At 46.8% G+C, this 23530-nt stretch carries 18 protein-coding genes; 11 read left to right on the plus strand and 7 right to left on the minus strand.

Annotation, left to right across the window (positions count from 1 at the left end):
* Positions 1-4 precede the first annotated feature (4 nt).
* Complete coding sequence (locus V6669_RS06015; RefSeq protein WP_338591746.1) at positions 5-2638, plus strand: transglutaminase domain-containing protein; 2634 nt, start codon at positions 5-7, stop codon at positions 2636-2638.
* A 5-nt stretch (positions 2639-2643) separates the two neighbouring features.
* Complete coding sequence (locus V6669_RS06020) at positions 2644-3696, plus strand: glycoside hydrolase family 18 protein (protein WP_338591749.1); 1053 nt, start codon at positions 2644-2646, stop codon at positions 3694-3696.
* A gap of 199 nt (positions 3697-3895) precedes the next feature.
* On the opposite strand, the gene V6669_RS06025 is transcribed toward V6669_RS06020, so the two are convergent.
* Complete coding sequence (locus tag V6669_RS06025) at positions 3896-6196, minus strand: helix-turn-helix domain-containing protein (protein ID WP_338591751.1); 2301 nt, start codon at positions 6194-6196, stop codon at positions 3896-3898.
* A 316-nt stretch (positions 6197-6512) separates the two neighbouring features.
* Positions 6513-8027: a glycoside hydrolase family 43 protein gene (locus V6669_RS06030; RefSeq protein ID WP_338594855.1), complete on the minus strand. Its 1515-nt coding sequence runs from the start codon at positions 8025-8027 to the stop codon at positions 6513-6515.
* Positions 8028-8205: 178 nt separating this feature from the next.
* Here V6669_RS06030 and V6669_RS06035 point away from each other — a divergent pair, with 178 nt between their 5' ends.
* The gene (locus tag V6669_RS06035) at positions 8206-9069 is read left to right on the plus strand and encodes a helix-turn-helix domain-containing protein (protein WP_338591753.1); all 864 of its coding nucleotides are present in this window, start codon (positions 8206-8208) and stop codon (positions 9067-9069) included.
* A gap of 72 nt (positions 9070-9141) precedes the next feature.
* Here the strand turns inward: V6669_RS06035 and V6669_RS06040 are convergent, their stop codons facing one another.
* The 4 genes from V6669_RS06040 to V6669_RS06055 form a co-directional block, all read right to left on the minus strand.
* Positions 9142-9669: a YdeI/OmpD-associated family protein gene (locus V6669_RS06040; protein WP_338591755.1), complete on the minus strand. Its 528-nt coding sequence runs from the start codon at positions 9667-9669 to the stop codon at positions 9142-9144.
* Positions 9670-9721: 52 nt separating this feature from the next.
* Complete coding sequence (locus tag V6669_RS06045) at positions 9722-10231, minus strand: DinB family protein (RefSeq protein ID WP_338591757.1); 510 nt, start codon at positions 10229-10231, stop codon at positions 9722-9724.
* A gap of 83 nt (positions 10232-10314) precedes the next feature.
* Positions 10315-11232 carry a YafY family protein gene (locus tag V6669_RS06050; RefSeq protein WP_338591759.1) on the minus strand — a complete coding sequence of 306 codons (918 nt, stop codon included), beginning with the start codon at positions 11230-11232 and terminating at the stop codon, positions 10315-10317.
* Positions 11233-11503: 271 nt separating this feature from the next.
* Positions 11504-12421: a winged helix-turn-helix transcriptional regulator gene (locus V6669_RS06055; protein ID WP_036668788.1), complete on the minus strand. Its 918-nt coding sequence runs from the start codon at positions 12419-12421 to the stop codon at positions 11504-11506.
* A 397-nt stretch (positions 12422-12818) separates the two neighbouring features.
* Between V6669_RS06055 and V6669_RS06060 the strand changes: the two genes are divergently transcribed.
* From V6669_RS06060 to V6669_RS06095, 8 genes are all read left to right on the plus strand, one after another.
* Positions 12819-13730, plus strand: a complete 912-nt coding sequence (locus tag V6669_RS06060; protein WP_051154000.1) for a glycoside hydrolase family 43 protein — start codon at positions 12819-12821, stop codon at positions 13728-13730.
* Between the two features lie 132 nt (positions 13731-13862).
* Positions 13863-15203 carry a sugar ABC transporter substrate-binding protein gene (locus tag V6669_RS06065; RefSeq protein WP_338591762.1) on the plus strand — a complete coding sequence of 447 codons (1341 nt, stop codon included), beginning with the start codon at positions 13863-13865 and terminating at the stop codon, positions 15201-15203.
* Between the two features lie 157 nt (positions 15204-15360).
* Complete coding sequence (locus V6669_RS06070; RefSeq protein WP_036611613.1) at positions 15361-16251, plus strand: sugar ABC transporter permease; 891 nt, start codon at positions 15361-15363, stop codon at positions 16249-16251.
* A gap of 26 nt (positions 16252-16277) precedes the next feature.
* On the plus strand, positions 16278-17120 hold the full coding sequence (locus V6669_RS06075; protein ID WP_036611483.1) for a carbohydrate ABC transporter permease: 843 nt from the start codon (positions 16278-16280) through the stop codon (positions 17118-17120).
* A 56-nt stretch (positions 17121-17176) separates the two neighbouring features.
* A complete protein-coding gene (locus V6669_RS06080) occupies positions 17177-18598 on the plus strand; it encodes an arabinan endo-1,5-alpha-L-arabinosidase (protein WP_338594858.1) in 1422 nt (473 codons plus the stop codon).
* 628 nt (positions 18599-19226) lie between these two features.
* Positions 19227-20207, plus strand: a complete 981-nt coding sequence (locus tag V6669_RS06085) for a family 43 glycosylhydrolase (RefSeq protein ID WP_338591768.1) — start codon at positions 19227-19229, stop codon at positions 20205-20207.
* Between the two features lie 194 nt (positions 20208-20401).
* Positions 20402-21247, plus strand: a complete 846-nt coding sequence (locus tag V6669_RS06090; RefSeq protein ID WP_338591770.1) for an EcsC family protein — start codon at positions 20402-20404, stop codon at positions 21245-21247.
* 58 nt (positions 21248-21305) lie between these two features.
* Entirely contained in the window at positions 21306-21794 is a 489-nt protein-coding gene (locus V6669_RS06095) for a YbaK/EbsC family protein (RefSeq protein ID WP_338591774.1), read from the plus strand.
* A 423-nt stretch (positions 21795-22217) separates the two neighbouring features.
* On the opposite strand, the gene V6669_RS06100 is transcribed toward V6669_RS06095, so the two are convergent.
* Positions 22218-23492: an MFS transporter gene (locus V6669_RS06100; protein WP_047841924.1), complete on the minus strand. Its 1275-nt coding sequence runs from the start codon at positions 23490-23492 to the stop codon at positions 22218-22220.
* Positions 23493-23530: the final 38 nt, after the last annotated feature.

Below are 23530 nucleotides of genomic sequence, written 5' to 3' on the forward strand. Positions count from 1 at the left end.
CGCAATGACCAGCCAAACCTTGGTATTTTCCCTTGATGCACAGTCATTGGAGAGGATCGAGCAAAAGTTCCAGGAGAAGGTACGTTTTGCAGAGGCCCGCAAAACGGAGTTGTTTCATATTTTTCAGCAGGAGCTAACGCAAGAAGAGACTTGGGCGTTGAAGTATGTCTATGCCTATATGCCGGTAAACGACATGGCTGATTATAACGGGGACTTGTTCTTGAGTCATGTGAGCCGGGCATTGGACACCCGTAAACGTGTGCCTTGGGGAGAACGCGTTCCTGATCATTTGTTCCTTCATTTTGTACTGCCTTATCGCATAAATACGGAAAATATTAAAGATTACCGCGGCTTATTGTATGACGAATTAGCCGAGCGGACTACGAACTTATCCATGGCAGATGCCATTTTGGAGACGAATTACTGGTGTCATGAAAAAGCGACCTATATAGGCAGCGATCTGCGCACGATATCCCCGCTGACGATGATCCGCAATGCTCGTGGTCGATGCGGCGAAGAATCCACGCTGGCGGTGGCCGCTCTTCGCAGCATCGGTATACCTGCCCGTCAGGTCTACACACCGCGCTGGGCTCACTGTGATAGTAACCATGCTTGGGTAGAAGCCTGGGCAGATGGTCAATGGTATTACATCGGTGCATGCGAGCCGGAAGTCCGTCTGAACCAAGGGTGGTTTAGTCCGCCAGCCCGCAGGGCCATGCTGATTAATACAAGAATCTATGCCGACTATCCCGGCCCAGAGGATATTACGCTCTCCGAAAAGGGATATACGGAGATTAATCTGCTTGAGAACTATGCGCCAACACGCAACATCTATGTGAAGGTGAAAAATGAGCAGGGAGAGCCCGTACCCGGCGCGAGCGTCCGCTTTGAGCTGTACAATACGGCTGAATTTTATCCAATTGCCGAGATTAGGACGGATGCACAAGGGGAAGCGACCTTTAAGACTGGCTGTGGTGACCTTTTGATTCGTGCGGTCAGCGGCGGCAAGTGGAGTGAGATCCTATTTAAGGCTCAGGAAAACAAGGTTATAGAGCTTGTGCTGAACTCATCAGAGCAGCCTACAGGGATTGTAGATTTCGATATGGTTCCTCCTCCGGAAAGGGAGGGAGAGGCCGTGATTGTGTTACCGGAAGAGAAGATCCAGATTCACAATCGTCGTCTGGAGGAAGGAGCGCAGACCCGCGGCGGGTACGAGGACACCTTCTTGAGTGAGGAGGAAGCTGTTTTGTTAGCTAGAGGGGTTGGACTGCCCCCAGTGCGAGTATGGGATGTTCTCCGCAAGGCACGGGGGAACAGCCGGGAAATTGCAGCTTTCCTAGAGGAACGTTCCAATCCATACGGTGAGTGGCCGCTCCGGTTGCTGGAGTCGATGAATGAAAAAGATTTAATTGATACCTTTCGCCAGACGCTGGACGATCATCTGATCGGTGCACTCTCGCAGCAAGGATCATGGGCGGAAGATACGTTTGTGAGATACATCCTGTGTCCGCGGATCTCCTATGAGATGCTGGTCCCTTATCGAGGTGTATTCCAAAATGCCTTTTCGGCAGATGAGGCGGCAGCGTTCAGGGAGAATCCCTCGACAATTGCCCGAATGCTGGAACAGCAATATGAATACTATGAAGATCTTCCTAATCTAAAAGGCAAAGGGAATCCAATAGGGACGTTTAGTCTAATGAAGGGAGACTCTCAGTCGCTAGATATTTTGTTTGTGGCTGTATGTCGCAGTTTGGGTATTCCGGCCCGATTACATCCCAGCGCTCAGAAACCACAGTATCTAAGTGACAAAGGCTGGGAGGATGCAGTGTTTAGTCTTACCGCACCTCTAACTCAGGAGAGCACAAGCTGGGGAATGCTCCAACTTCGTGGGGATATAAAAGTTCCGCAGGATACACCAGAAGCATCTTATTTTGAAAATTTCTCGTTTGCCCGTCTGGAAGATGGCGTCTACAAGACGTTGATTTATCCTTATGGCAGTACAGATGTCTATAGTGAGCCATATGAGGTTGAACCAGGCGCTTATCGCTTAACGACAGGCATTCGTCTGAAAGATGGAACGGCAAAAGTACGATTCGTTTACTTTACCGTGAACGCCGGAGATACAACTGAGGTTGTATTGTCTTATCGCGAGACTGAGTTTGATATTCCTGTACTGGGTAAACTGGCACCAGGAAGTATTTTGACCCGTCTGGATGGTTCAGAGGTAGAACTGGAGGAACTTCTGGGATCGGAGGGTGCCATTGCTACCTGGATTGAACCGGAGCGGGAACCGACCAAACATCTGATTCGTGAACTGTGTGAGCTGGCAGAGCCGCTGGATAAGCTGGGTATACCCATCGTACTCATGATCGGAGATATGGAATGGAACGCTGCCTTTGACGCTGCTGGTTATCCAAAGCTGCCTGTACGCACGGTTTTTGTACGAGATTCCAGTTATGCTTCATTGTCCAGCTTCAATTCAAAGCCTGCTGCTCACGAAGCGGGTTATCCACATCTGTTCGTGCTGGATACTCAGCATCAAGTTCGTTATTCGGCTTCCGGGTACAAGATTGGTACCGGGAAGGAAGCCTTGCAGATTGCTGCTGCGATATCTCAATCATCGAACGGATCGGAGTGAAGAGAGTGACCAAATATATTGCTGCCGGTTATGCTGTTGATTCAGTTCTCCCCGACATGACACATGAGGATCTCTTGAAGTTAACACATCTGAACGTAGCCTTCGGACATGTCAAGAATGATGCAATAACAACCGAGCATCTAAAAAACGGTCACGTTATCCAGAACATCAAGCGGGAGCATCCGAATCTTACAGTGCTGTTGTCTGTAGGCGGATGGAGCGCTGGCGGTTTTTCCGAAGCCGCCTCAACACAGGCGGGGAGGGACAGTATGGCTACATCGGCGGTTAGGGTGCTGGAGGAATTTCCTTTTGACGGGATTGATCTGGATTGGGAGTATCCTTGTTACGGTGAAGCCGGTATTGCATCCAGCCCTGATGATAAACGGAATTTCACCTTGTTACTCAAGAAGATGCGGGAGTCACTGGATGTCAAGGGAGCCGAGGATGGTCGTCATTATCTGCTCACCATTGCGGCAGGGGCCGATCAATACTACGTTGATGGTACAGAGATGGTTGAGGTGCAGCAGTATCTGGACTACGTGCAGTTGATGACCTATGATATGCGCGGCGGTTTTCAGGTTCTAACCGGACATCATACGAATCTGTACACGCCAACCGGAGATTTGTTTCGAATTAGTACGGATGCTTCCGTGAACCTGTTTGTTCGCGCCGGTGTTCCGAAGGATAAAATTGTGATCGGTTCCGCCTTCTATTCACGGATCTGGACTGAGGTTCCTGACCGAAACCACGGGCTTCATCAAATGGCCGGTAGTACAGGCGGATATGGACCATCATTTGCCGAACTGGAAGCGAAGTACATCAACAAGAATGGTTACACCCGTTATTGGGATGAAGAAGCCAGTGCACCGTTTCTGTTTAATGGGTCCAGCCTCATATCGTATGATGATGAAGAATCGATTCAATGCAAATGTGATTACGTAAAGGAGCAAGGTCTGGCCGGGATCATGTTCTGGGAGTACGGCTGTGATCCAACTCACCGTTTGCTGGGTGCAGTGCATCAAGGGCTTCATCATTTTTCTGCTGGGAAAATAGAATAAACACCTCAGGGAGCCAACGGGTCAGATGATGTAAACGGACTAAAAACATACGAAGGGTCCGTCCTATAGTCATGAGCATGACGTATAGGACGGACCCTTGTTAGCGTTATTTTGGTCTTATGAATCAGGCACGTTATTCGCTCTCATATGCATTGTTTACTGTTCTGAGATGTAACCATCACAGAGACGATATCTCCCTTTATCCAATACATTCCTCATCATCATCATCAGGGGAATCGGCGGAGCCATTGGGACGGTGCATTTTACGGTATTGCCCTGGGGTATAACCCGTTTCTTTTTTGAATTTGCGGATAAAGTTTGGTGTGTCCAGATAACCGACGCGAGTGATGATATCTTTTAACGGATCGGTTGTATGCAACAGTAGTCGAATGACCTCATCGACCCGTTTCTGCCAGATATATTGGGTGAAATTCATGCCGATCTTTTCTTTGAAAGAACGACTGAAATAGGATGAAGAGATCGTGAATTTCGATGAAATCGTACCCAGACTGAGATCATAATCAGAGAAATTGGCATCGATATAAGCAACAATTTCATCCATCAGGGAGCTTTCTTCCGTTTCACTCTTTGCCTCGACATGGGCGCAGATTTCGGCGGCAAGACCTGTCATTTTTTTCTCCAAATCCTCCAACGAGTCGTAGGAAGTGATCCTTGGAAGTTGATCAACCACATGATGGATTCCAAGCTCCGAAGCGGTTTTGAGCATTGTATTCAGAATATCAAAGCAGATGCAACGCAGCAGCGGTACAGATGGCATTTCGGATTTCAGGGTATTCAACGCAGTTGACACCATCTGAACCGCCACATCATAGCTGCCTTGTTTTAAGCTCTGAACCAGCTTTAATAACACATCCTTAGGGACCCAGAAGGAAGAATCCTGTACATCGGAACCGGAAAGGTTGTTAAAGTATGTACTGCTGCCCTGTCCATGCAGCATCGATGCTTCCAGAGCGGTCGAGGCTTCAATGTAGGACTGATTCAGCTGTTTCGGATAAGTGTACCGATTGCCTATCCCGATTGCGGGCGCGACCCCGGTGTGTTCTGTCACCATCCATTGCAGTTTTTCAACAATAGGCTCCATACGGGCATTCAGTCTACCTTCATGCTCTATTTCGGCATCGAATCCCACGATAAGGGCCAATTGGTCTGCTTGTGGCAGCTCCACGCCGTAAGCATATGCAGACAACTCCGGCAGCTCCACATCGTTCATCAGCTGCATGACAGTAGGTTGCTCGGGGTTATCACCGTTAGGAAAAGCATGCATTTCCCAGCCCATGATCATGACAAAATAATAGGATCGGTTGAAGCGTATACCAAGCTTATCCGTAAACTCAGAGGGGAAATCTCCGGTGTGACCGTGCTTCAGCAACATGAGCAAAATATGATTGCGAGCATAGGGCTCCTGAAGATCTACACGCTGACTATAATCATGCAGTGTTTTCTTGATCCATTCCAGCTCGTTGGTGGTGGAGGATGGATCAGGATCATTTTTCAACCGAATGAACTCCATTAAGTCTGAAATCGGATGGTACTGTCTTCGGGCCAACATAATGGCGAGGAACGTGCCCATCACCACCATGAAGGAGAAAACTAGAACAACAAAGGTGCGAATATGAACGATTCGGCTAAAAAATTGGTTGCTCGGCATAGCGGTTACATAAGTCCAACCCGCATCCGATTTAACGGATACAACCGAATGTGGTTCTTGATTTAAGGAGATGCTGTGCGTTCCGGGTTCAAGAGCAAACAGAGCGTTAACTTCCTGTTCAGATATGATTTCTCCCTTGTAATTGGCTGCCAGTACTTGCCCGAAATTATCGAAAATATAAGTCATCCCGTGATAGTCGCTGAGGATGGAATCAATTAGGCCCGTCAGATTGGACTCGTGAATCAGGTACATGACGGTTCCATGGGCGGGCGTATTGTTAGGTGCAATCGGTACAAGGTAGGCTAGCATGGAATTGGGTATTCTGGTTCCTTGGACGACCTGCTCCGCTGGACGTATCGTGGGGGACTGTACGTTATTCAAATCCCGGATCATGTCTGTTTTGTTCCACGTAGTAAATTTGTAGCGGCCAGTGAATACATCCAGGTTCTCAGAACCTTGAGAAGAATAGATGTTATCATCTCCGCGGAAGAACAGGAATAACTCATCGATAATGGAACTGGTGGCTTTGTATTTGACCAATGCGCCGATTGATTCCCGGCTATAGTACGGATGGTGGGTCCAATACCGCGTTAACTGCTCATCGTAGGCGATGCGAAAAGCGATGTCTTGGAGTTCCTTCATGCGATCATCGATGACAGTTTTGGCTTGAGTGAGCTGATTGACATTGGTCTGTTCAATCTCTGAACGGAGCGTGTCCACAGCGTTGTGATAAATAATGATGGTTAAAATAACAAGAGGGATAAGGAAAATGGAGATATAGGATAGGGTGTACTTAAACAGAAGCTTGGACTTGAAGTGATTCCATTTCATATCTGCAACCTCCCGTTTTTCTTTCGTGCTGCAGCGATAGCGCTCTCATATGGGCAGTGAAGGTATTGCCAAGATGGGAACTGCTGGGGTGTTCCTTCTAAAAATACTAGGAGAACTTCTCTAATAAAGCAATGGTTCTTTTATAAATTCCAGTGCAATCCGTAATAAAGATATAGCTATAGCAAAATCCCCTCAAAGTTCACTCATTTCCTTATGCTACCACACAAGGCTTTTCAAAGAGTATCTACTTTAAGGGGATAATTTTAGCTGATCATATATTATATTTTTCTACTACTGAATATAGGAGTTATAACGATTATTGGTCCAGCGGCTCATAGTCAAACCAATCGTAACTTGCAGGCGTACACTCCCCCGATGGAGCATAAGCGTACATGGCGATCATCACACCTGTGAAACCACTTGCCACTTCGGTAGATAACAGATGTGTTTCCCCTGAACCCACTTCGATGGCATCGGATGAATCTTGCTGGTAGAGGAACGTGAAGTGATTACGGTCAGCCTTGATTTGTAATACAACCGGCCCCTTGTCACAGTTAAGTACCTGTTCGGTTCGCAGAGAGCCGACGGTTCGCCGCAATACGATTTTCTTCTGCCCATCGACCTGTGTTACAGCCAAATCGTAATGATATTTATCATTCATAAATAAGGTTAATCCAGCTTCCTCACCGCTCACATTTGGCTCATAACGTAGCTCGGTTGCCATATTGCATAAGAAATGGCTCAATCGACGCCCGACAAAGGCTGGATTTTGTCCATTATCGAGTGAAACCGAATGACCACGAAGGGTGAGCTGCCCGGGATTTTCAGTGAGCGTCCAACTATCCGGAGCCGGGTTACGTAAGAAGATCCAGTTCATGCCTAATGATGGTTCATCAAAATCATCCCGAATAGCCTGGGGCGACCAAGGGTGCTCAGTCAACAAAGGCCCAGTCATCTCCTGCTCAATATGTCCGTCCACACCGATCACTGGCCAACCGGTGTCCGTCCAAGTGACAGGTGCCAGGAACGTTTCACGTCCCAGATGGTGCCGCATGGGGTAACCTGCTGGACGAATGCCAAGAGATACGGCCCACCAGCTTCCATCCTGGATCTGGACAAGGTCTGCATGCCCGGTCGCGTGGATGCTGGATTTCATGCTCCGATTGGACAGTATCGGATTATGAGGACACGGATCAAATGGACCGTATGGTTCTGTGCTCCGAGCAATGGTCTCCATATGACCATACTCGGTTCCACCTTCGGCAATCATTAGATAGTAGAGGCCGTTTATTTTATACATGTGGGGAGCTTCGGGGGCTGCTCCTCCGGTTCCAGTCCAGATCAATCGGCTATCGGTTAGTCTGGCTCCGGTCGTGATGTCTATCTCGCATTGATAGATGCCCTCACCTTCATCGCCGTTACAGGCCGTTTGAAAATACACATGTCCATCTTCATCAAAGAGAAAAGAGGGATCAATGCCGCCCTGATCAACAAAAATCGGAGCAGACCATGGTCCATCGGGCTGGGCACTACGTACATAAAAATTTCCGCCGCCGCTGACATTGGTTGTTGTCATATAGAACCAGCCATCATGGTACCGGAGTGTTGGGGCAAAAATGCCGCCAGAGTTGCCTGCGTTCGCTAAAGGGAGTTGCTCAGTTGTTGTGAGGACATGGCCGATCTGTCGCCAGTTCACAAGGTCTTTGCTGTGGAAGATGGGCACACCAGGGAAATATTCAAAGGTACTGGTTACCAGATAATAGTCTTCATCTACACGGCAGATACTCGGATCTGGATAAAACCCCGGAATCACCGGATTGGTATATTTCATCATTTATGCTCCTATTCATTTCGAGAGTTTAATATGGATCTGAACGTGAACGTATGAAATGTATCCTTGCTACAAGGGGGATTATATCGTCTTTAATCATTTCCAACCTTGATTTTTCGGTCCTCGAATAGCATGATATAGACATTCAACCCAACATGGTTTGCGGAGGGGAATGCTTTTGAGTAATGCATATTTGAGATGGTTTACTTCGGATCAACAGTTTCCATTTTTCATTCAGTATGGTGGGCACGACCAAGACATGGAACTTCATAATCATGTGGACTTTACGGAACTTGTCATTGTTCTGAGTGGTCATGCAACCCATGTGGTGAACACCGAAGAATTTTTTATTAAAAAAGGGAACGCATTTGTGATTAATGGCGACACCCATCATGCGTATAAAGACCCTCATGATTTTAGGATCTGTAACATTATGTTCAGTCCCGAGATGCTTGCTTCGGCTGGGCCCGATCTGAGAAAATCTAACGGCTTCCAGGCGCTGTTTGTTTTGGAACCTTTTTATCGTAATATTCACTCCTTTCCGAGTAAATTGGCGTTATCCATTTCCAGTCTGGAGTATGTAGAATCGCTGATATCGTTCATGATTGAGGAGTATCAGAGTAAACAGCAAGGGTATCAGACGATGTTGATCTCACGTCTTACGGAGATGGTTGTTTATTTGTCGAGGCAATATGATACGCAGGAGAAAGGGATCGAAGGTAATAATCTGATGCATCTGGCAAATGCCATTTCATTTATTGAAGATCATTATCTGGAGCCACTGTCGCTAGAGGATATTGCGGGGAAGTCGAATATCTCAATAAGGCATCTGAATCGGATTTTTCGATCCTATTATCAGATGACCCCGATCTCTTATCTGCAAAAGTTGCGTCTGGAGAAAGCGTGTCATTTGTTGAAAAACGGGAATCTGTCCATCACGGAAATTTCGTATGAATGTGGATTTAACGACAGTAATTATTTCTCCCGTCAGTTTAAGAAAGCCTTTGGCAAGTCTCCCAAAACATACAGGCAGACTCATTAATACCTACCGAATATAAGACACCAAAACAGGGCCTCCTCATATGGAGGTCCTGTCTGCTGTCTCAGGGAAAATTCAATAGTCCAAAAGCCGTCCGTTGTCATGCCACTGACCGTACATTTTATTTTCCTTAGTGTTGGTTATGAACTTATCCAATCTGCTCTGGAATAATGCTGGCTGATTCTTAACACTTTGGATCGTATCGATCCGAACGTTTTGGTACAGGGTAGGGAAGGTCATGAAATTTGCATAAACCTGATGATCTTCTTTCAGCCTTTGTTCGATCACACCATCAATAGTGAAAGCATTTGGCTCCATAACAGGAAGAACCTTTCTACCCTCGTCATGCATGAAGCCCAACTTTTCAAGACGACGGACACGTTCCTTGTTCAATTCAGTCCATGAGCTACGTTTCCTTCTAGGAGATAATCTCTGTGCTAATTGAGTCTCGGATATTTTCTTTTTGACTCCATCGATCCATCCAAAGCACAGCGACTCCTCAACCACGTCCAAATACAGCAGGGTATTTGGCACGGGTTTTATGCTTATCATTACCCAGCAAGATTTCTCGACTTTTCCATGCGTCTGCAACCAATTTCTCAATTCATCCCTCGACGTCACGGGGATACAATGTACATTTCCATCCGATTGTCAACTATACTTGAGCCGGTTCCTGATACCAGAAGAGTGAATAGTCATTCATGATGGAGGCATGCCCCAATTGACGCAGCATGGTAGAAACATTGCCTCGATGATAGGTTCCGTGGTTAACCACATGGATGACGATGTCCGATAAGCTGGTTTCGCGAACTCCTGCAAATGGATTATCGAGTAGAATGGTTTGCTCCAGATCAGCTTGGCCTCGTAACCACTCACTGTATTGTGCCGACAGGTCGGTAAAACATTGGATGTACTCATCCACAGAATCGTGAATTTCACTATTGAGTGGTATGCATGCTTGCAGTGCCTCGGGCATACCAGTGCCATTCAATACCTCGTACCACATTTTATCTACTGCGTAGATATGGCTGAGTGCGTGAGCAATGGTTGGAAATGAACTGTTCACTTCCTGACTCAGGACAGAAGAGGGCAGTTCCTTGATTCTGCCCAGGATGGTTTGGTTGGCCCATGTGTGGTAGTTATACATTTGTTCCGGATGATTCATTGATGATCGTCTCCTTTAATTTGGCTATAGATTGGGTTAACTTACTGAGATGATTATAAAAAAAGAAGTATGACAACAGCGTGTCATACTTCTTCATAGAGCTTAAGTGCGTTACGAAGTTGTTCTTTCAGAATGTCTCTTAATTCAATCGGTTCAAGCACCTCGGCGCCACTGCCCAAACCAAGTAGAAACGACCATAACCACTTGGCTTGTAACGGTTGATGAACCTGGATACGCATCGTCATACTTCCATCCTCGTGAAATTGCTTATCCGCTTGTTGAAAATGATCCATGGCTTCCGCGAGCGCTTCCGGGTTCACCCGAAATACCACATCACTTACCTGATCTTGCCATGACGGATCTGACACAACTGTCTCTTGGGGAAGATCAAGGTGGGGTTGGAAGTGTACCGATGTCAGTTGCACGTTCATCATCCGGGACAGTCGGAACTCGCGATAATCCTGCCGTGTCTGGCAAAATCCATATACGTACCAATTACGATATTTAAAATGAAGTCTTACCGGTTCCAGATGGCGGGGTGTATGTTCATTTTTTGTATTGATGTAGTCAAAACGGACAACCTGATGATCCGTAATACCTTTACGCAGATGAGGAAGGGCATCAGGTTCTGTTCGGCGAGTCTCCAAATCCACCGACAGACTTGAGGTTTGATGCTCCGGTCCAATCGTTTGCAGACGTTCAATCGTGCCTTGTGCACGTGCATCTTCGAATACTGTGGATAGACTGCTCAGAACTGTGATCAGGGAATCTACATCATAAGAACCGAGCAAGCTTTTATCCATCTTGTATCCGTCCATCATGCCGTAGCCACCTTTGAGTCCCTGATGGGAGACGACCGGGAAGCCGGCGGCACAGATGACATCAATATCCCGATAGATCGTTCTTGGGGACACCTGAAACTCTTCAGCCAAGGTGGAAGCAGACAATACTTCGTGGTTCAGCAGTTTGTATATGATTGAGATTAATCGCTCCAATTTCAAAAGGTATCCCCGCCCGTTATTCCATTTTGTCATTACAGGCCATTATTATATCACGCCAGGGTAAACAACATGGAGGATTACAGAGGTTCTATAGGAGTCATGCCATCCAGTATGTTTTGTTCCAACATGATTGGACAAGTTCTTCGGTGAGAGGAAACAAAAAAAGAGTGCTGGATAGCACTCTTTCGAAGAAACATGATTGTTGTTGTGTTGAACAGTTACGTTAGCAGATCGATCAAACTTCATATCGAGTGAATAGTCAGAGCCGACTCTACTCTTCTTGCACGTTATAGAGAACCCGAGCGAGAAGATTCTGTCCATAGTTACCAAAGTTTTTACCAAAGATCGTTAAGCCCCGTTTGTTCAAAGGTTCGTCCGTAACCGCAATGCGGAAGTGAATATCGCTTTTGTAATCCAGCCCAATCTGGTCCAACGTCACATCCGAGATGCGGCATCCGTCGATATAGCTGCCTTCCTGTGTAATCCGGATCAGCTTCAGCATGCCGTACTGATTCAAGTGCGGAGGCCACCATTCCGGATTAAAGGTACCGCGTGTATTGCCAAAATCCCCCGGACTTGTCCAGCAGCCAATCTCAATCCCATTGACATAGAAGTAAATATCCGAAGGGTAATTGTCACAAAAGCCAGGGGCCTCCGAACCCAGTTCCATCGACAACTGAATTTCGCTAAAGGACTGATTAGGTTTGAGATAGTTTGGAATCCGATACTCGAGATAACCTTCAGCCAGCCAGATCATCTCCGCATCAATTCGCAGTGGATCAGCAAAGTACCGCGGATCATCGAACTCTCCAACAATGCTGTCCCGGGTAGCGAGACCACATGTAGGTGCGGCCTGATAATCGCTATAATGACCGACCTGAATTTCCACCTCATAACGATTGTTAATCTCTTGTGAACGCAGATCAACCATCAATTTTTCCTCATTGAGATAACATATCTTCTGAATTCCATGTTTGCCAACGGCGGTGTTGATCTCGATCAATCCGCTCTCTTCAAGCTTCTTGATATGCATCGTGATGGCGCCATTGCTCAGTCCCAGCTTGGTTGCAAGATCATTGAGATTAAGACTTTGGTTCTTGGCCAGCAGCTCGATGATCTGAATCCGGATTTCCGAACTGAGCGCTTTGAAGATATTCACACCCGACATCAGATCTTTAATATAAATCATAGGTGGATTTCCTTTCCCCGTTCTGAACAAAGTCTTCGACACAGACATTTGCACATTTATATGTTTTATTTCAGATAATTATAAATCATTCCCTCATGGAAGGGAAGGGTGGAGAAATAGAAGCCAAAACCCTTGTATATAGCGTAAATACGAAAATATAATCTATATTTTGTCCACTATTCCGGTTAAAATAAGTGTTAATCAGTTCACATATATTTGAAATATACCATTGAAATGTAATGTAACCGCTTTTATAATCCTATTATACCTAAATTGATTCATTACTTCATGAACCTAATTAACCATTTGATCAGGAAAGGTGGAGTTTGGGTTGGAAAAGTTAAGCGATGTGAAGAGGTTTAAGTGGAAACGGTTGGCGTTACCGGCATTACTTGTGATGGTATTACTGCTCGCAGGTCAGTCAAAAGCTTTGGCGGCGTTCTGGAATCTGACCGGAGATACCGCTGTTCATGATCCGTCGATTATCAAAGAGGGCAGTTCCTGGTACACCTTTTCAACCGGCCCGGGTATTCAAGTATTGAAATCCGATAATGGTTCGTCCTGGTATCGTGTTCCACAAATCTTCTTAAGTAAGCCATCCTGGTGGGCTTCTGCCGTTCCGGGACAAAGCGGATTGGATGTATGGGCACCGGATGTAGAGCAGTATAACGGAAAAGTATGGCTCTATTATTCAATCTCCACCTTTGGCTCCAATCGGTCTGCGATTGGTCTTGCTTCTGCGAACAGCATTGGAGCAGGGCAGTGGAAGGATGAAGGATTGGTGCTTCAAACCACGACCGCCAATAATTATAATGCCATTGATCCAAATCTGGTCATCGATGCTTCAGGCAATCCATGGCTGGCCTTTGGTTCTTTCTGGAGTGGTCTGAAGATTGTCAAGCTGGACAAAAACACGATGAAACCGACGGGAAGTATAACTTCCATTGCTGCACGCCCGAATAACGGAGGTGCAATTGAAGGACCAAGTATTGTATATCGTGGCGGTTACTATTACCTGTTTGCTTCCATCGATTCTTGCTGCCAAGGGGTGAACAGTACCTACAAAATGGTCTATGGACGTTCGACCAGTATAACAGGCCCTTATGTGGACAAAAACGGAGTTAATATGCTGAATGGTGGCGGAACGATATTGGATACAGGCAATGTGAAGTGGAAAGGTCCAGGTGGTCAGGACGTGTACAATGGCAATGTCATCGCAAGACATGCCTATGATGCAGAGGATAATGGCAATCCTAAATTGCTGATCAATGACTTGCTTTGGGACTCGAGTGGCTGGCCGAAATACTAATTTATTTTATATAAATATAAAATGTTTTATAAAAGTGTTGACTAAAGTGATCTGGATTTGATAAATTTAACAACAGAAATCTTATTTCATCCAATTGAATACGGTTACAAGTCCAGATCAGGAGGGGTTCAGATGGTAAAGAAAAAGAGTTGGGTCACATTTATGCTTCTTATGCTGGTAAGTGCACTGGTACTTGCGGGCTGTGGAGGAGGCAGCGGTGCAAGTGGGGACAAGGAGTTAACGTTTATGTTCCGCGGCGGTACAGACGAGCAGAAAGCATACCAAGCGGTGGTCAAGAAATTTGAAGAAGATCATCCGGGTGTGAAAGTCAAAATTATCGTAACGGCTGCGGATCAATATGCAACCAAGCTGAGAGCGGCAATTACAGGCAACAGCTTGCCTGACGTATTTTATATCAATCCGGGTGACGTGAAAGCGTATGTGAACAGCAATGTGCTGATGAACCTCACTTCGTATATTGAAAACAATCCGGATGTGGATCTCGATAATATCTGGAAATACGGCGTGGACCTGTATCGTTATGACGGCCAAATGGCAGGTCAAGGTGATATCTACGGTATGCCGAAGGATCTGGGGCCATTTGCACTGGGCTACAACAAAACGTTGTTTGAAAAAGAGGGCATCCCACTCCCTGACAAGGATAAACCATACACATGGGAAGAGTTCATCAAGGTGAACCAGCAAGCGACCAAGGATACCAATGGAGATGGTAAACCGGATGTATACGGTACTGGATTCAACGTACAGTGGGCACTGCAATCCTTTGTATGGAGCAACGGTGGAGATTGGTTGGATGAGACCAAAACAAAAGTAACGATTGATGATCCAAAATTCGCTGAAGCACTGCAGTTCTTCGCGGATATGCAGAATGTATACAAAATTACACCTTCCATTGAGGAAGCGCAAACATTGGATACGTACCAACGCTGGATGAAAGGTGAAATGGCTTTCTTCCCTGTAGGTCCATGGGATATGAGTACATTTGAGAAATTGCCTTTCGATTATGATTTGCTGCCTTTCCCTGCGGGGTCAACTGGCAAATCGGCAACGTGGATTGGATCTCTGGGAATCGGAGTGTCGGCGAAGACAAAACATCCGGAAGAAGCTGCTGCATTGGTGAATTACCTTACAGCTTCGAAGGAAGGTATGCAGCAACTGGTAGATGCCAAGGTACAGATTCCGAACTTGCTTGATATGGCAGACGAGTGGGCCAAAGATACATCCACGAAACCAGCCAACAAACAGGAATTCATTGATATCGTTGAAGATTACGGCCGGGCTCTGCCAGGTAACTACACGTACAATGCGGAATGGTATGACCTGTTCTTCACGGACATCCAGCCGGTATTGGATGGCAAGATTACAGCCGCAGACTATGTGAAGCAGCAACAACCGAAAATGCAAAAACTGCTCGACAAAGCGGTTGAACAAGAAAAGAAATCTCAGAAATAGTAGATAGGAAAGGGTGATGCCGGCAGCCTGCAATCATGCTGCTGGCATCATTCGTATTGGAACTTATTGGATTCCATACGGGCATGTGGCATTCGTTGATCGACAAGGTTCAATCGAAGAATGCCACATGCTGATACTAGAAACAGGGGTGAACGCCGTGATTACGAAATCGAGTTTGTATCGCAAAGAGATGCTGTACGGATATCTGTTTATTTTACCTCCGATTCTTGGATTGCTGATCTTTGTCATGTTCCCGTTCCTCTACTCCCTTTATGGTTCCTTTACGGATTGGGACGGACTGGGACAGATGAACTTTATCGGTTTGGCCAACTTCAAGGATTTGCTCACGGATGACCTTTTCTACAAAGCGATGTTTAATACATTCTTCCTGATGCTTGGTATTCCGATTGGATTGTTGCTCGCATTGTTGCTGGCAATGGGTCTGAATCGTAAAATTCCCGGCACAACGACATTCCGTGTGATCTATTACATTCCAGTTATTTCTTCCCTCGCTGCGGTGTCCATCATGTGGAACTGGGCGTATAACGGGGATTACGGTCTGGTGAACCAGTTCCTTGATCTGTTTGGGATTAAAGGGCCTAACTGGCTCGCGAACAAAGACACGGTCAAACCGGCTTTGATTATTATGACGGTGTGGAAAGGCTTGGGATACACGATGTTGTTGTACCTGGCAGCACTGCAAAGTGTATCACGTACATACTACGAAGCGGCTGAGCTGGATGGAGCCAATGGGTTCCAGATCTTCCGTAACATCACCTGGCCTATGGTGAAGCCGGTTACCTTTTTCCTCATTGTTACAAATATCATTGGCGGTTCCCAGATCTTCACCGAGATGAACATTATGACGCCTACGGGTGGTCCTGAATATTCTTCGGCATCAATCGTTTTCTACATCTGGCAGAAAGCCTTCAGTAACTTGCAGATGGGTTATGCCTCAGCGATGGCCATGATTCTTGGTATTTTCATTTTTGTCATTACCCTGGTGCAATTCAAAATGAACGAAAAATCAGCCTATGATGGGGATTGATTGTCAAGGAAAGGAGTGAACCGGAGATGTCTTACAGTCAAAAGAGGAAATTAACAAACTCGATCATCTTTATCGTACTCGCGATTGGTGCGATTGCGATGATTGCACCACTGATCTGGATGTTGTCCACTTCATTGAAGGAGAAGCAGGATGTGTTCGCGCTTCCGCCTGTGTGGATACCTGAAGTATTCCAATTTGGTAAGTATAAAGAAATCTGGGAAGCAGGACCGCTGCTCAGCGGGATCAAAAACAGCCTCATCGTTGCGGTGAGTGTAACGGTGGTGGGTACGTTTACGTCCAGTATCGCTGCCTTTGCTTTTGCCAAATTAAGATTCCCACACAAAAATAAACTGTTTCTCGCGTTGCTGGCATCCATGATGATTCCTTATCCAACAGTCATGATCCCGCAATTCATCATGTTTGCAAAGCTGGGCTGGGTGGATACGCTGTTGCCACTGATCGTTCCAGGCCTGTTCGGTAACGTAATCATGATCTTTTTCCTGCGCCAATACCTGCTTAGTGTACCTGATGCGATTATTGAGGCGGCCAAGATTGATGGTAGTTCCTACTTTCGGTTGTACTCCAGTATTACGTTCCCGCTTATCAAACCAGCGATTGCTGCACAGCTGATTCTCTGGTTCATGGGCATCTGGAACGACTATCTGGCACCGATTATTTATCTGAATTCACCGGAGAAGCAGACGTTACAGCTCGTTATAGCAAACTTTAATGCCACGTATGCGATTCAAACCGATTACCCGCTTATTATGGCGGCGTCGATTGTAGCACTGTTACCTGTATTAATCATCTTCCTGATCTTCCAGAAACAGATTATTGAGTCGGTTGCGATTTCGGGAGTGAAGGGATGAACCAGCGGAAGAAATTCCGACGGTGGTCGAATTCAGGAAAAGGAGTGGTTGCTTCCATGTTGTTATTGTTGGTTGTTGGAGCTGCGGGTTGTTCCGGAGAAGGAGCAGGAGAAACGGTGTCCCGTCCCGTCTTTCCTGAAGCTCCTCAAGATACTCAGTTGTATGACACTTCCATTTTGGACGATGAATCACGCTGGACGGTGAACAATGCGCATGATCCGGCCATTATCAAAACAGACCAGGGATACTACGTCTATTCCACAGACGTTCGTGTAGCAGGAGAAGCGAAACCCGGTGTCATGGTACGTAAATCAGATGATCTGATTAACTGGACATGGGTAGGTCAGGCTCTGCCGGGCATTCCGCAAGAAGGGTTGGACTGGACAGGTGCGGTCAATCTGTGGGCACCGGATGTGATCCAGGCTGGCGATACCTATCGGATGTATTATTCGGCTTCTTCTTTTGGCAGTACCCAGTCGGCTATTGGTCTTCAGACATCCTCATCTCCCGAAGGTCCTTGGACAGATGAAGGACTGGTTGTGAAAACTTCTGCGAATGAACAGGACAAATTAAATGCCATTGATGCTAATCCCATCGTAGATGCTGAGGGCAATTCGTGGATGGTATATGGTTCATTCTTTGACGGCATCTATATTGCGCCACTTGATCCGGACACGGGGAAATTCAAGGAAGAGGGTTATGGTACCCGTATTGCCGCTCGGGATCGTGCAACTGAAGAGGGCGCAGTGGAAGGTCCATACATTGTGTATAACCCGGAGTTCAAAAAGTATTATCTGTTTGTCTCATATGACTCCTTATTTGAAGATTATAACGTGCGGGTTGCGCGTGCTGATTCAATCACAGGACCGTACACGGACATAAACGGCATGAACATGCTGGATACGGAGCATCTGCCGCAATATGAGATCGGCACCAAAATTCTCGGCGGTTATCGTTTCACAGAAGGCGAGGGCTGGGTTGCGCCTGGACATAACTCCGTGTTGAAGGACGGAGACGATTATTACATCGTGCATCATGCACGGGGCGAGACGGATAAAAACTGGCCCTATCTGCATGTACGTAAAATGTTATGGACGAAGGATGGCTGGCCTGTGGTTTCACCTGAACGTTACGCAGGTGAGACAGCGCAGGACATTCCGAAATCCATGATTGCCGGGGAGTGGGAAGGCATGGTGCTTGATCCGTCCGTAGACGGGCAGATTCAAGCCGTGCCTTATACCCTAACAAGCAACGGTAAAATTAAAAGCGAAAAAGGTTCAGGAGCCTGGACATTTGACGACAAACAAACACTGACATTGAAGTGGAAAGAAAGCCCATGGGGCGGAGCTTCCACGGAAGAGCTGAAGCTGCTCCCGTCCTGGGACTGGGAGCGAAGCCAGCCCACGCTGGTGGTGACAGGTCTCGATGACCACGGCGTGGCGGTCTGGGGCAAGCAAATTAGCGCAGCGGAGGAGTAAGGGGGCGAGCAGCGAGCGCGTTAAGAGCGAGCTGCCGCTCCGATGGTGCACAAGCAGTGAGGGGGAGGAAGGAGCCGCAGGAGCGAGTTTGGCATCCGATTTCAACCGCCAAGAGCGGTGGGGAAAAGAAATCGGAGGACAAGAGAGCACCAAGGCCCTACCACCCCCGAACGCCCGCTGTGCATGACAAAGTTGGCATGTTAAGGTGCACTAACGCCAAGGTGTTGCAGCTTTTAGACACTCAAGATTCATCTGTGCTGGCCTATGTCTGAGGCCAATCGTTTACTGAATATGAGGAGAGTTGACCCTGCGAAGCGGTCAACCCCATAAGACCGAGCCACACAATGGCTCGAAGTGAGGTTGTAACCCAGCGAGCACGAAAAGAGCGAGCTACTGCTCTAAGGGTGCACAAGCAGTGAGGGGGAGGAAGGAGCCGCAGGAGCGAGTTTGGCATCCGATTTCAACCGCCAGAAGCGGTGGGAAAAGAAATCGGAGGACAAGAGAGCATCAAGGCCCTACCACCCCGGAACGTCCGCTGTGCACCACCCCAAAAGGGTTTTCGCTTTTTCGCAATTGTGTTACATCTCCAAACTTCGAGCCAAACAACATTTGAAAGGGGAGCATTCCCATGACTGATTCTATTACCTTTACTAATCCCATCCTGGAGCAGCGCGCTGATCCGTGGGTGTACCGTCATACAGACGGTTACTATTATTTCTCCGCTTCCGTACCAGCCTTTGACCGGATCGAAATCCGGCGAGCAGAGACGTTGGAAGAGTTAAGAGATGCCGAGCCAGTAACGGCTTGGACCAAGCGTGACACGGGGCCGATGAGTGCCAACATCTGGGCACCGGAGATTCATTTTATCGATGGAAAATGGTACATACACTACGCTGCGGCTCACACCAGTGAGACCAACGAAGGTCTGTTCGATCATCGGATGTATGTTTTGGAGAACGATTCTGCGAATCCACTCGAAGGAGAGTGGGTAGAGAAAGGGCAGATTTACACACGGTGGGAATCATTCGCGCTGGATGCAACAACCTTTGAACATAAAGGAATCCGCTATCTGGTTTGGGCACAGAAAGATCCTGATATTGTGGGCAACTCCAATCTGTACATTGCCGAAATGGAGAACCCATGGACGCTACGCGGCGAACAGGTTATGATCTCTACGCCAGAGTATGATTGGGAAATCATCGGCTTTAAGGTCAATGAAGGAGCAGCCGTGATGCATCGGAATGGGCGGTTGTTTATCGGCTACTCGGCAAGCGCGACCGATTACAATTATTGTATGGGTCTGCTTACCGCAGATGAAAATGCCGACTTGCTTGATCCGGCCAGCTGGGTGAAATCACCCGAGCCGGTATTCCAGACTTGTGAAGCGAACGGCCAATACGGTCCGGGTCATAACAGCTTTACGGTCTCACCGGATGGCAAGACCGATATTCTGATTTATCATGCGCGTAATTACAAAGACATCGAGGGTGACCCCTTGTATGATCCGAACCGTCACGCCCGTGCTCAAGTGATTCATTGGCGTGAAGATGGGACACCTGATTTCGGTGTTCCGGTTCCAGATGGCAGCGCAGTAGCGGAAGCAAAATAAGAGGTAGTGAAACCTTAAATACGAGAGCCCTTAGTTAGCGATTGATGCTGATTAAGGGCTCTTCCGTATGTGAACGATAAGATAGAGCGGTCTGAACTATGTATCCTGGACACAAAACAAAGCAACCACAACGATGATTTCTGCGTATGAGAGAGATACAGATTACGATGCAGAACCTATTAGGAGGATCACATATGGATTCACGCGAGACGTTGGATAAGGAACTTGAACAGATTTTGAAATGGGAGAAACAACAGAAAGACTTGTTTATTTGGGATAAAATCGGGCGTTTGCCCTTTGCGATGTTGGATAAAGTGATGCCTAAAGCCCTGAAACAGAAGATCGGAGATTCCCTGAACGACGTGGGTCAGTATGTGCAGAATGGGGGCAAATTCCTCGTACAGAAGAAAAAGGTAGCCAAGCTGCTGCAAGAGGAAGCTGAGAGGTCCGGTTATTCCATGATGGACACGACTTATCGTCTGGAGCAGGATGCTGAAGCTGAGGGGACAGCGAAGATTCATAGTGTAGAGAATCTGCCACTTCAGGTGCTGGACCAGGTGGTTGATAACATTACCGAGAGTCGAACGAAGTTTGCCGCGGCTCAGGGAGCAGCTACAGGGTTTGGTGGCATTGTAACCATAGCAGCAGATATTCCGATGGTGATGGGGCTTTCTCTGAAGGTACTGCAGGAGATGGCACTATGTTACGGGTATGATCCGGATGAGCCGCTGGAGCGCATCTTTATTGTCAAATGTCTGCAATTCTCTTCCGCCGATATTGTAGGCAAGAAAGCGATCATCGAAGAACTGGCCGCTTATGATGATCCCGACAAACCTATTGAAGTAGTATCGCAGATGCAGGGATGGCGGGAAGTGTTTAACTCCTACAGTGAATCTTTTGGCTGGAAGAAGCTGTTCCAACTTGTGCCGATTGCAGGCATGGTGTTTGGTTCCGTGAGCAACAAAAATACAATTCGAGATGTAGCCGAAGCAGGTAAAATGCTGTACAAAAAACGGCTGATCCTTCAGCGTTTGAAATAAGGTTACAGAATAAGTAGTATTATAAAAGAATATTTATATTGAAAGAGATGAATTTGATATGTTAAACAAACAGGGTTTCTATGATCTTTTAGATCACAATAATATCGTTTACGAAAGTATTGAACATCCCGCAGTATACACGATGGAGGAAATATTCTCTTATCAGATTCCACATACAGAACATATCGTTAAAAATCTGTTTCTGCGTGACGACAAGAAGCGCAACTATTATCTGGTGACGATTGCTGGAACGAAGTCAGTTGATTTGAGAAGTTTAAGCGAAAAGATACCTAGCCGCAAATTAAGTTTTGCCAGTGAAAAGGATTTGTTGGAGTTACTCGGATTGGAAAAAGGGCACGTCAACCCTATGGGGGTTCTCAATAATATTCAGAAAAACGTGACCGTAGTTTTTGACAAGGATTTAGTTGGTCAGAAAATTGGAATTCATCCCATGGAAAATACGGCGACGGTATTCCTTGAATTTGAAGATGTGAAGGAACTAATTACAGGTCAAGGTAGCAACGTTGTCATGTGTGACGTTGAATAATACGTTTGAAGCTAAATACGAGGAAAACATATACAACAAAAAGGTTCCTGCCGTTCTGTATATACAGAGATGGCGGGAACCTTTTTGTTATGGTTCAAACATTTTATTCATACTGCAAATGTAGGTGACTAAAGTGAAATCTAACGAAATCAGCAGACGCTACTGGGCGATATTTCACTAATCCCGATTTCTAAAGAATCTCAGACACGTTATTTCTGCATCTCACACGCACATTCCAAGGTTTTCGGCCTTTTTCTCTGGAATAACGTTGCTTAGATTCTTTAGATTGCGAAACCAGCAGTATTCGTTCAAATAAGTGCTGTCATGTTCGTTAGCGCAAGATAAAGTCTTATAAGGGCGATGCTGCCACGTAAGGATTGGATCTAATATAGAATAAAAAGTGGACACCTGTTGATGTATTCTTTATTCCTCACTACCGTTTTCTTTCGCCCAGATATTGAGTAATTTATCGGATGGAAGCAGGAATGTGAAAATCCCGAGCAGTGGCAGGAAGCTGCACATCTGCATTACCGGTGATACGCCGAAGACGTCAATCCAGTTCCCCAGCACGAGTGCGCCCAGGCCTCCCATACCAAATGCCAGACCAGTAATTAGACCAGAAACCGTTCCGATTTTGCCTGGAATAAGCATTTGCGCGTATACAACCGTAACCGAGAAGCTGGATAACATGATAAAACCAATAATGGTTAGCAGTACGCCTGTCCAGAACAGATTCGCATAGGGTAGTAACAGAGCCAGAGGAGCAGCTCCGGCCATGGACAGGAAGATCAGGTTACGTTTGCCGAATCGATCCGCCAAGGGGCCTCCGAAGAACGTACCCAGTGCTCCGGCAGCCAGGAACAAGAAGATATAGATCTGCGCGTCCTCTGTGGACAATCCAAAAGTATCTTTCAGATTAAACGCATAGAAGCTGCCAATGGAAGCGATATACCAGGAACGAACAAAGACAAGCAAGATCAATAGCGTAATGGCGGCAGTAATCTTTTTGCGCAAAGCAGGATTGGGTGCACGACGGGCAGCAGCCTGTCTACGCAGATATCCTCCCGATTGCAGCATACGTCCATACCAACGGGCTATGTAGATCTGAACTGCAATCCCCATGGCAGCAATGCCTGTAAATCCAATGGCACCGAACAGTCCAAACGGGATAAAGATCCAGCGTGTAAGCAATGGGGCAAGGGACTGCCCGGCGTTACCACCAACTTGGAAGATGGACTGTGCCAGTCCACGGCGTTGACCAGCAGCCATATGGGATACCCGTGAACCTTCCGGATGGAAAGCGGCGGAACCTAGACCGACAAAGATAACGGAAATCAGGACAGCCATATAACTGTCAGCGAAGGCCAACAGCAACATGCCGGTAAATGTAAAACCCATGCCAATGGGCAGGATGGATGGTGTCGGTTTTTTATCAGCAAACCAGCCTACGACAGGCTGCATAATGGATGCGGTAAAGTTAATAGCAAATGAGATCCATCCGATCTGAGTATACGTGAGATGCATAGAGTCTTTCAGAATCGGAAAAATGGCGGGAATGACCGACTGGATCGAATCATTGAAGAGATGAACCAGACTGATGGCAATGAGTATCCGGTAAACGGTGCTTTGGGCATCCGATCCGGGTGGGGCTTTCGAACGCGCTGTGGCGTCCTTGGTTAATGAGGTTTGTGTAGACATGTACAATTCTCCTTTGGTCGCGGTCACGAGGGATCAGC

The organism is Paenibacillus sp. Y5S-9 (assembly GCF_036894235.1).
Classification (GTDB): Bacteria; Bacillota; Bacilli; order Paenibacillales; family Paenibacillaceae; genus Paenibacillus.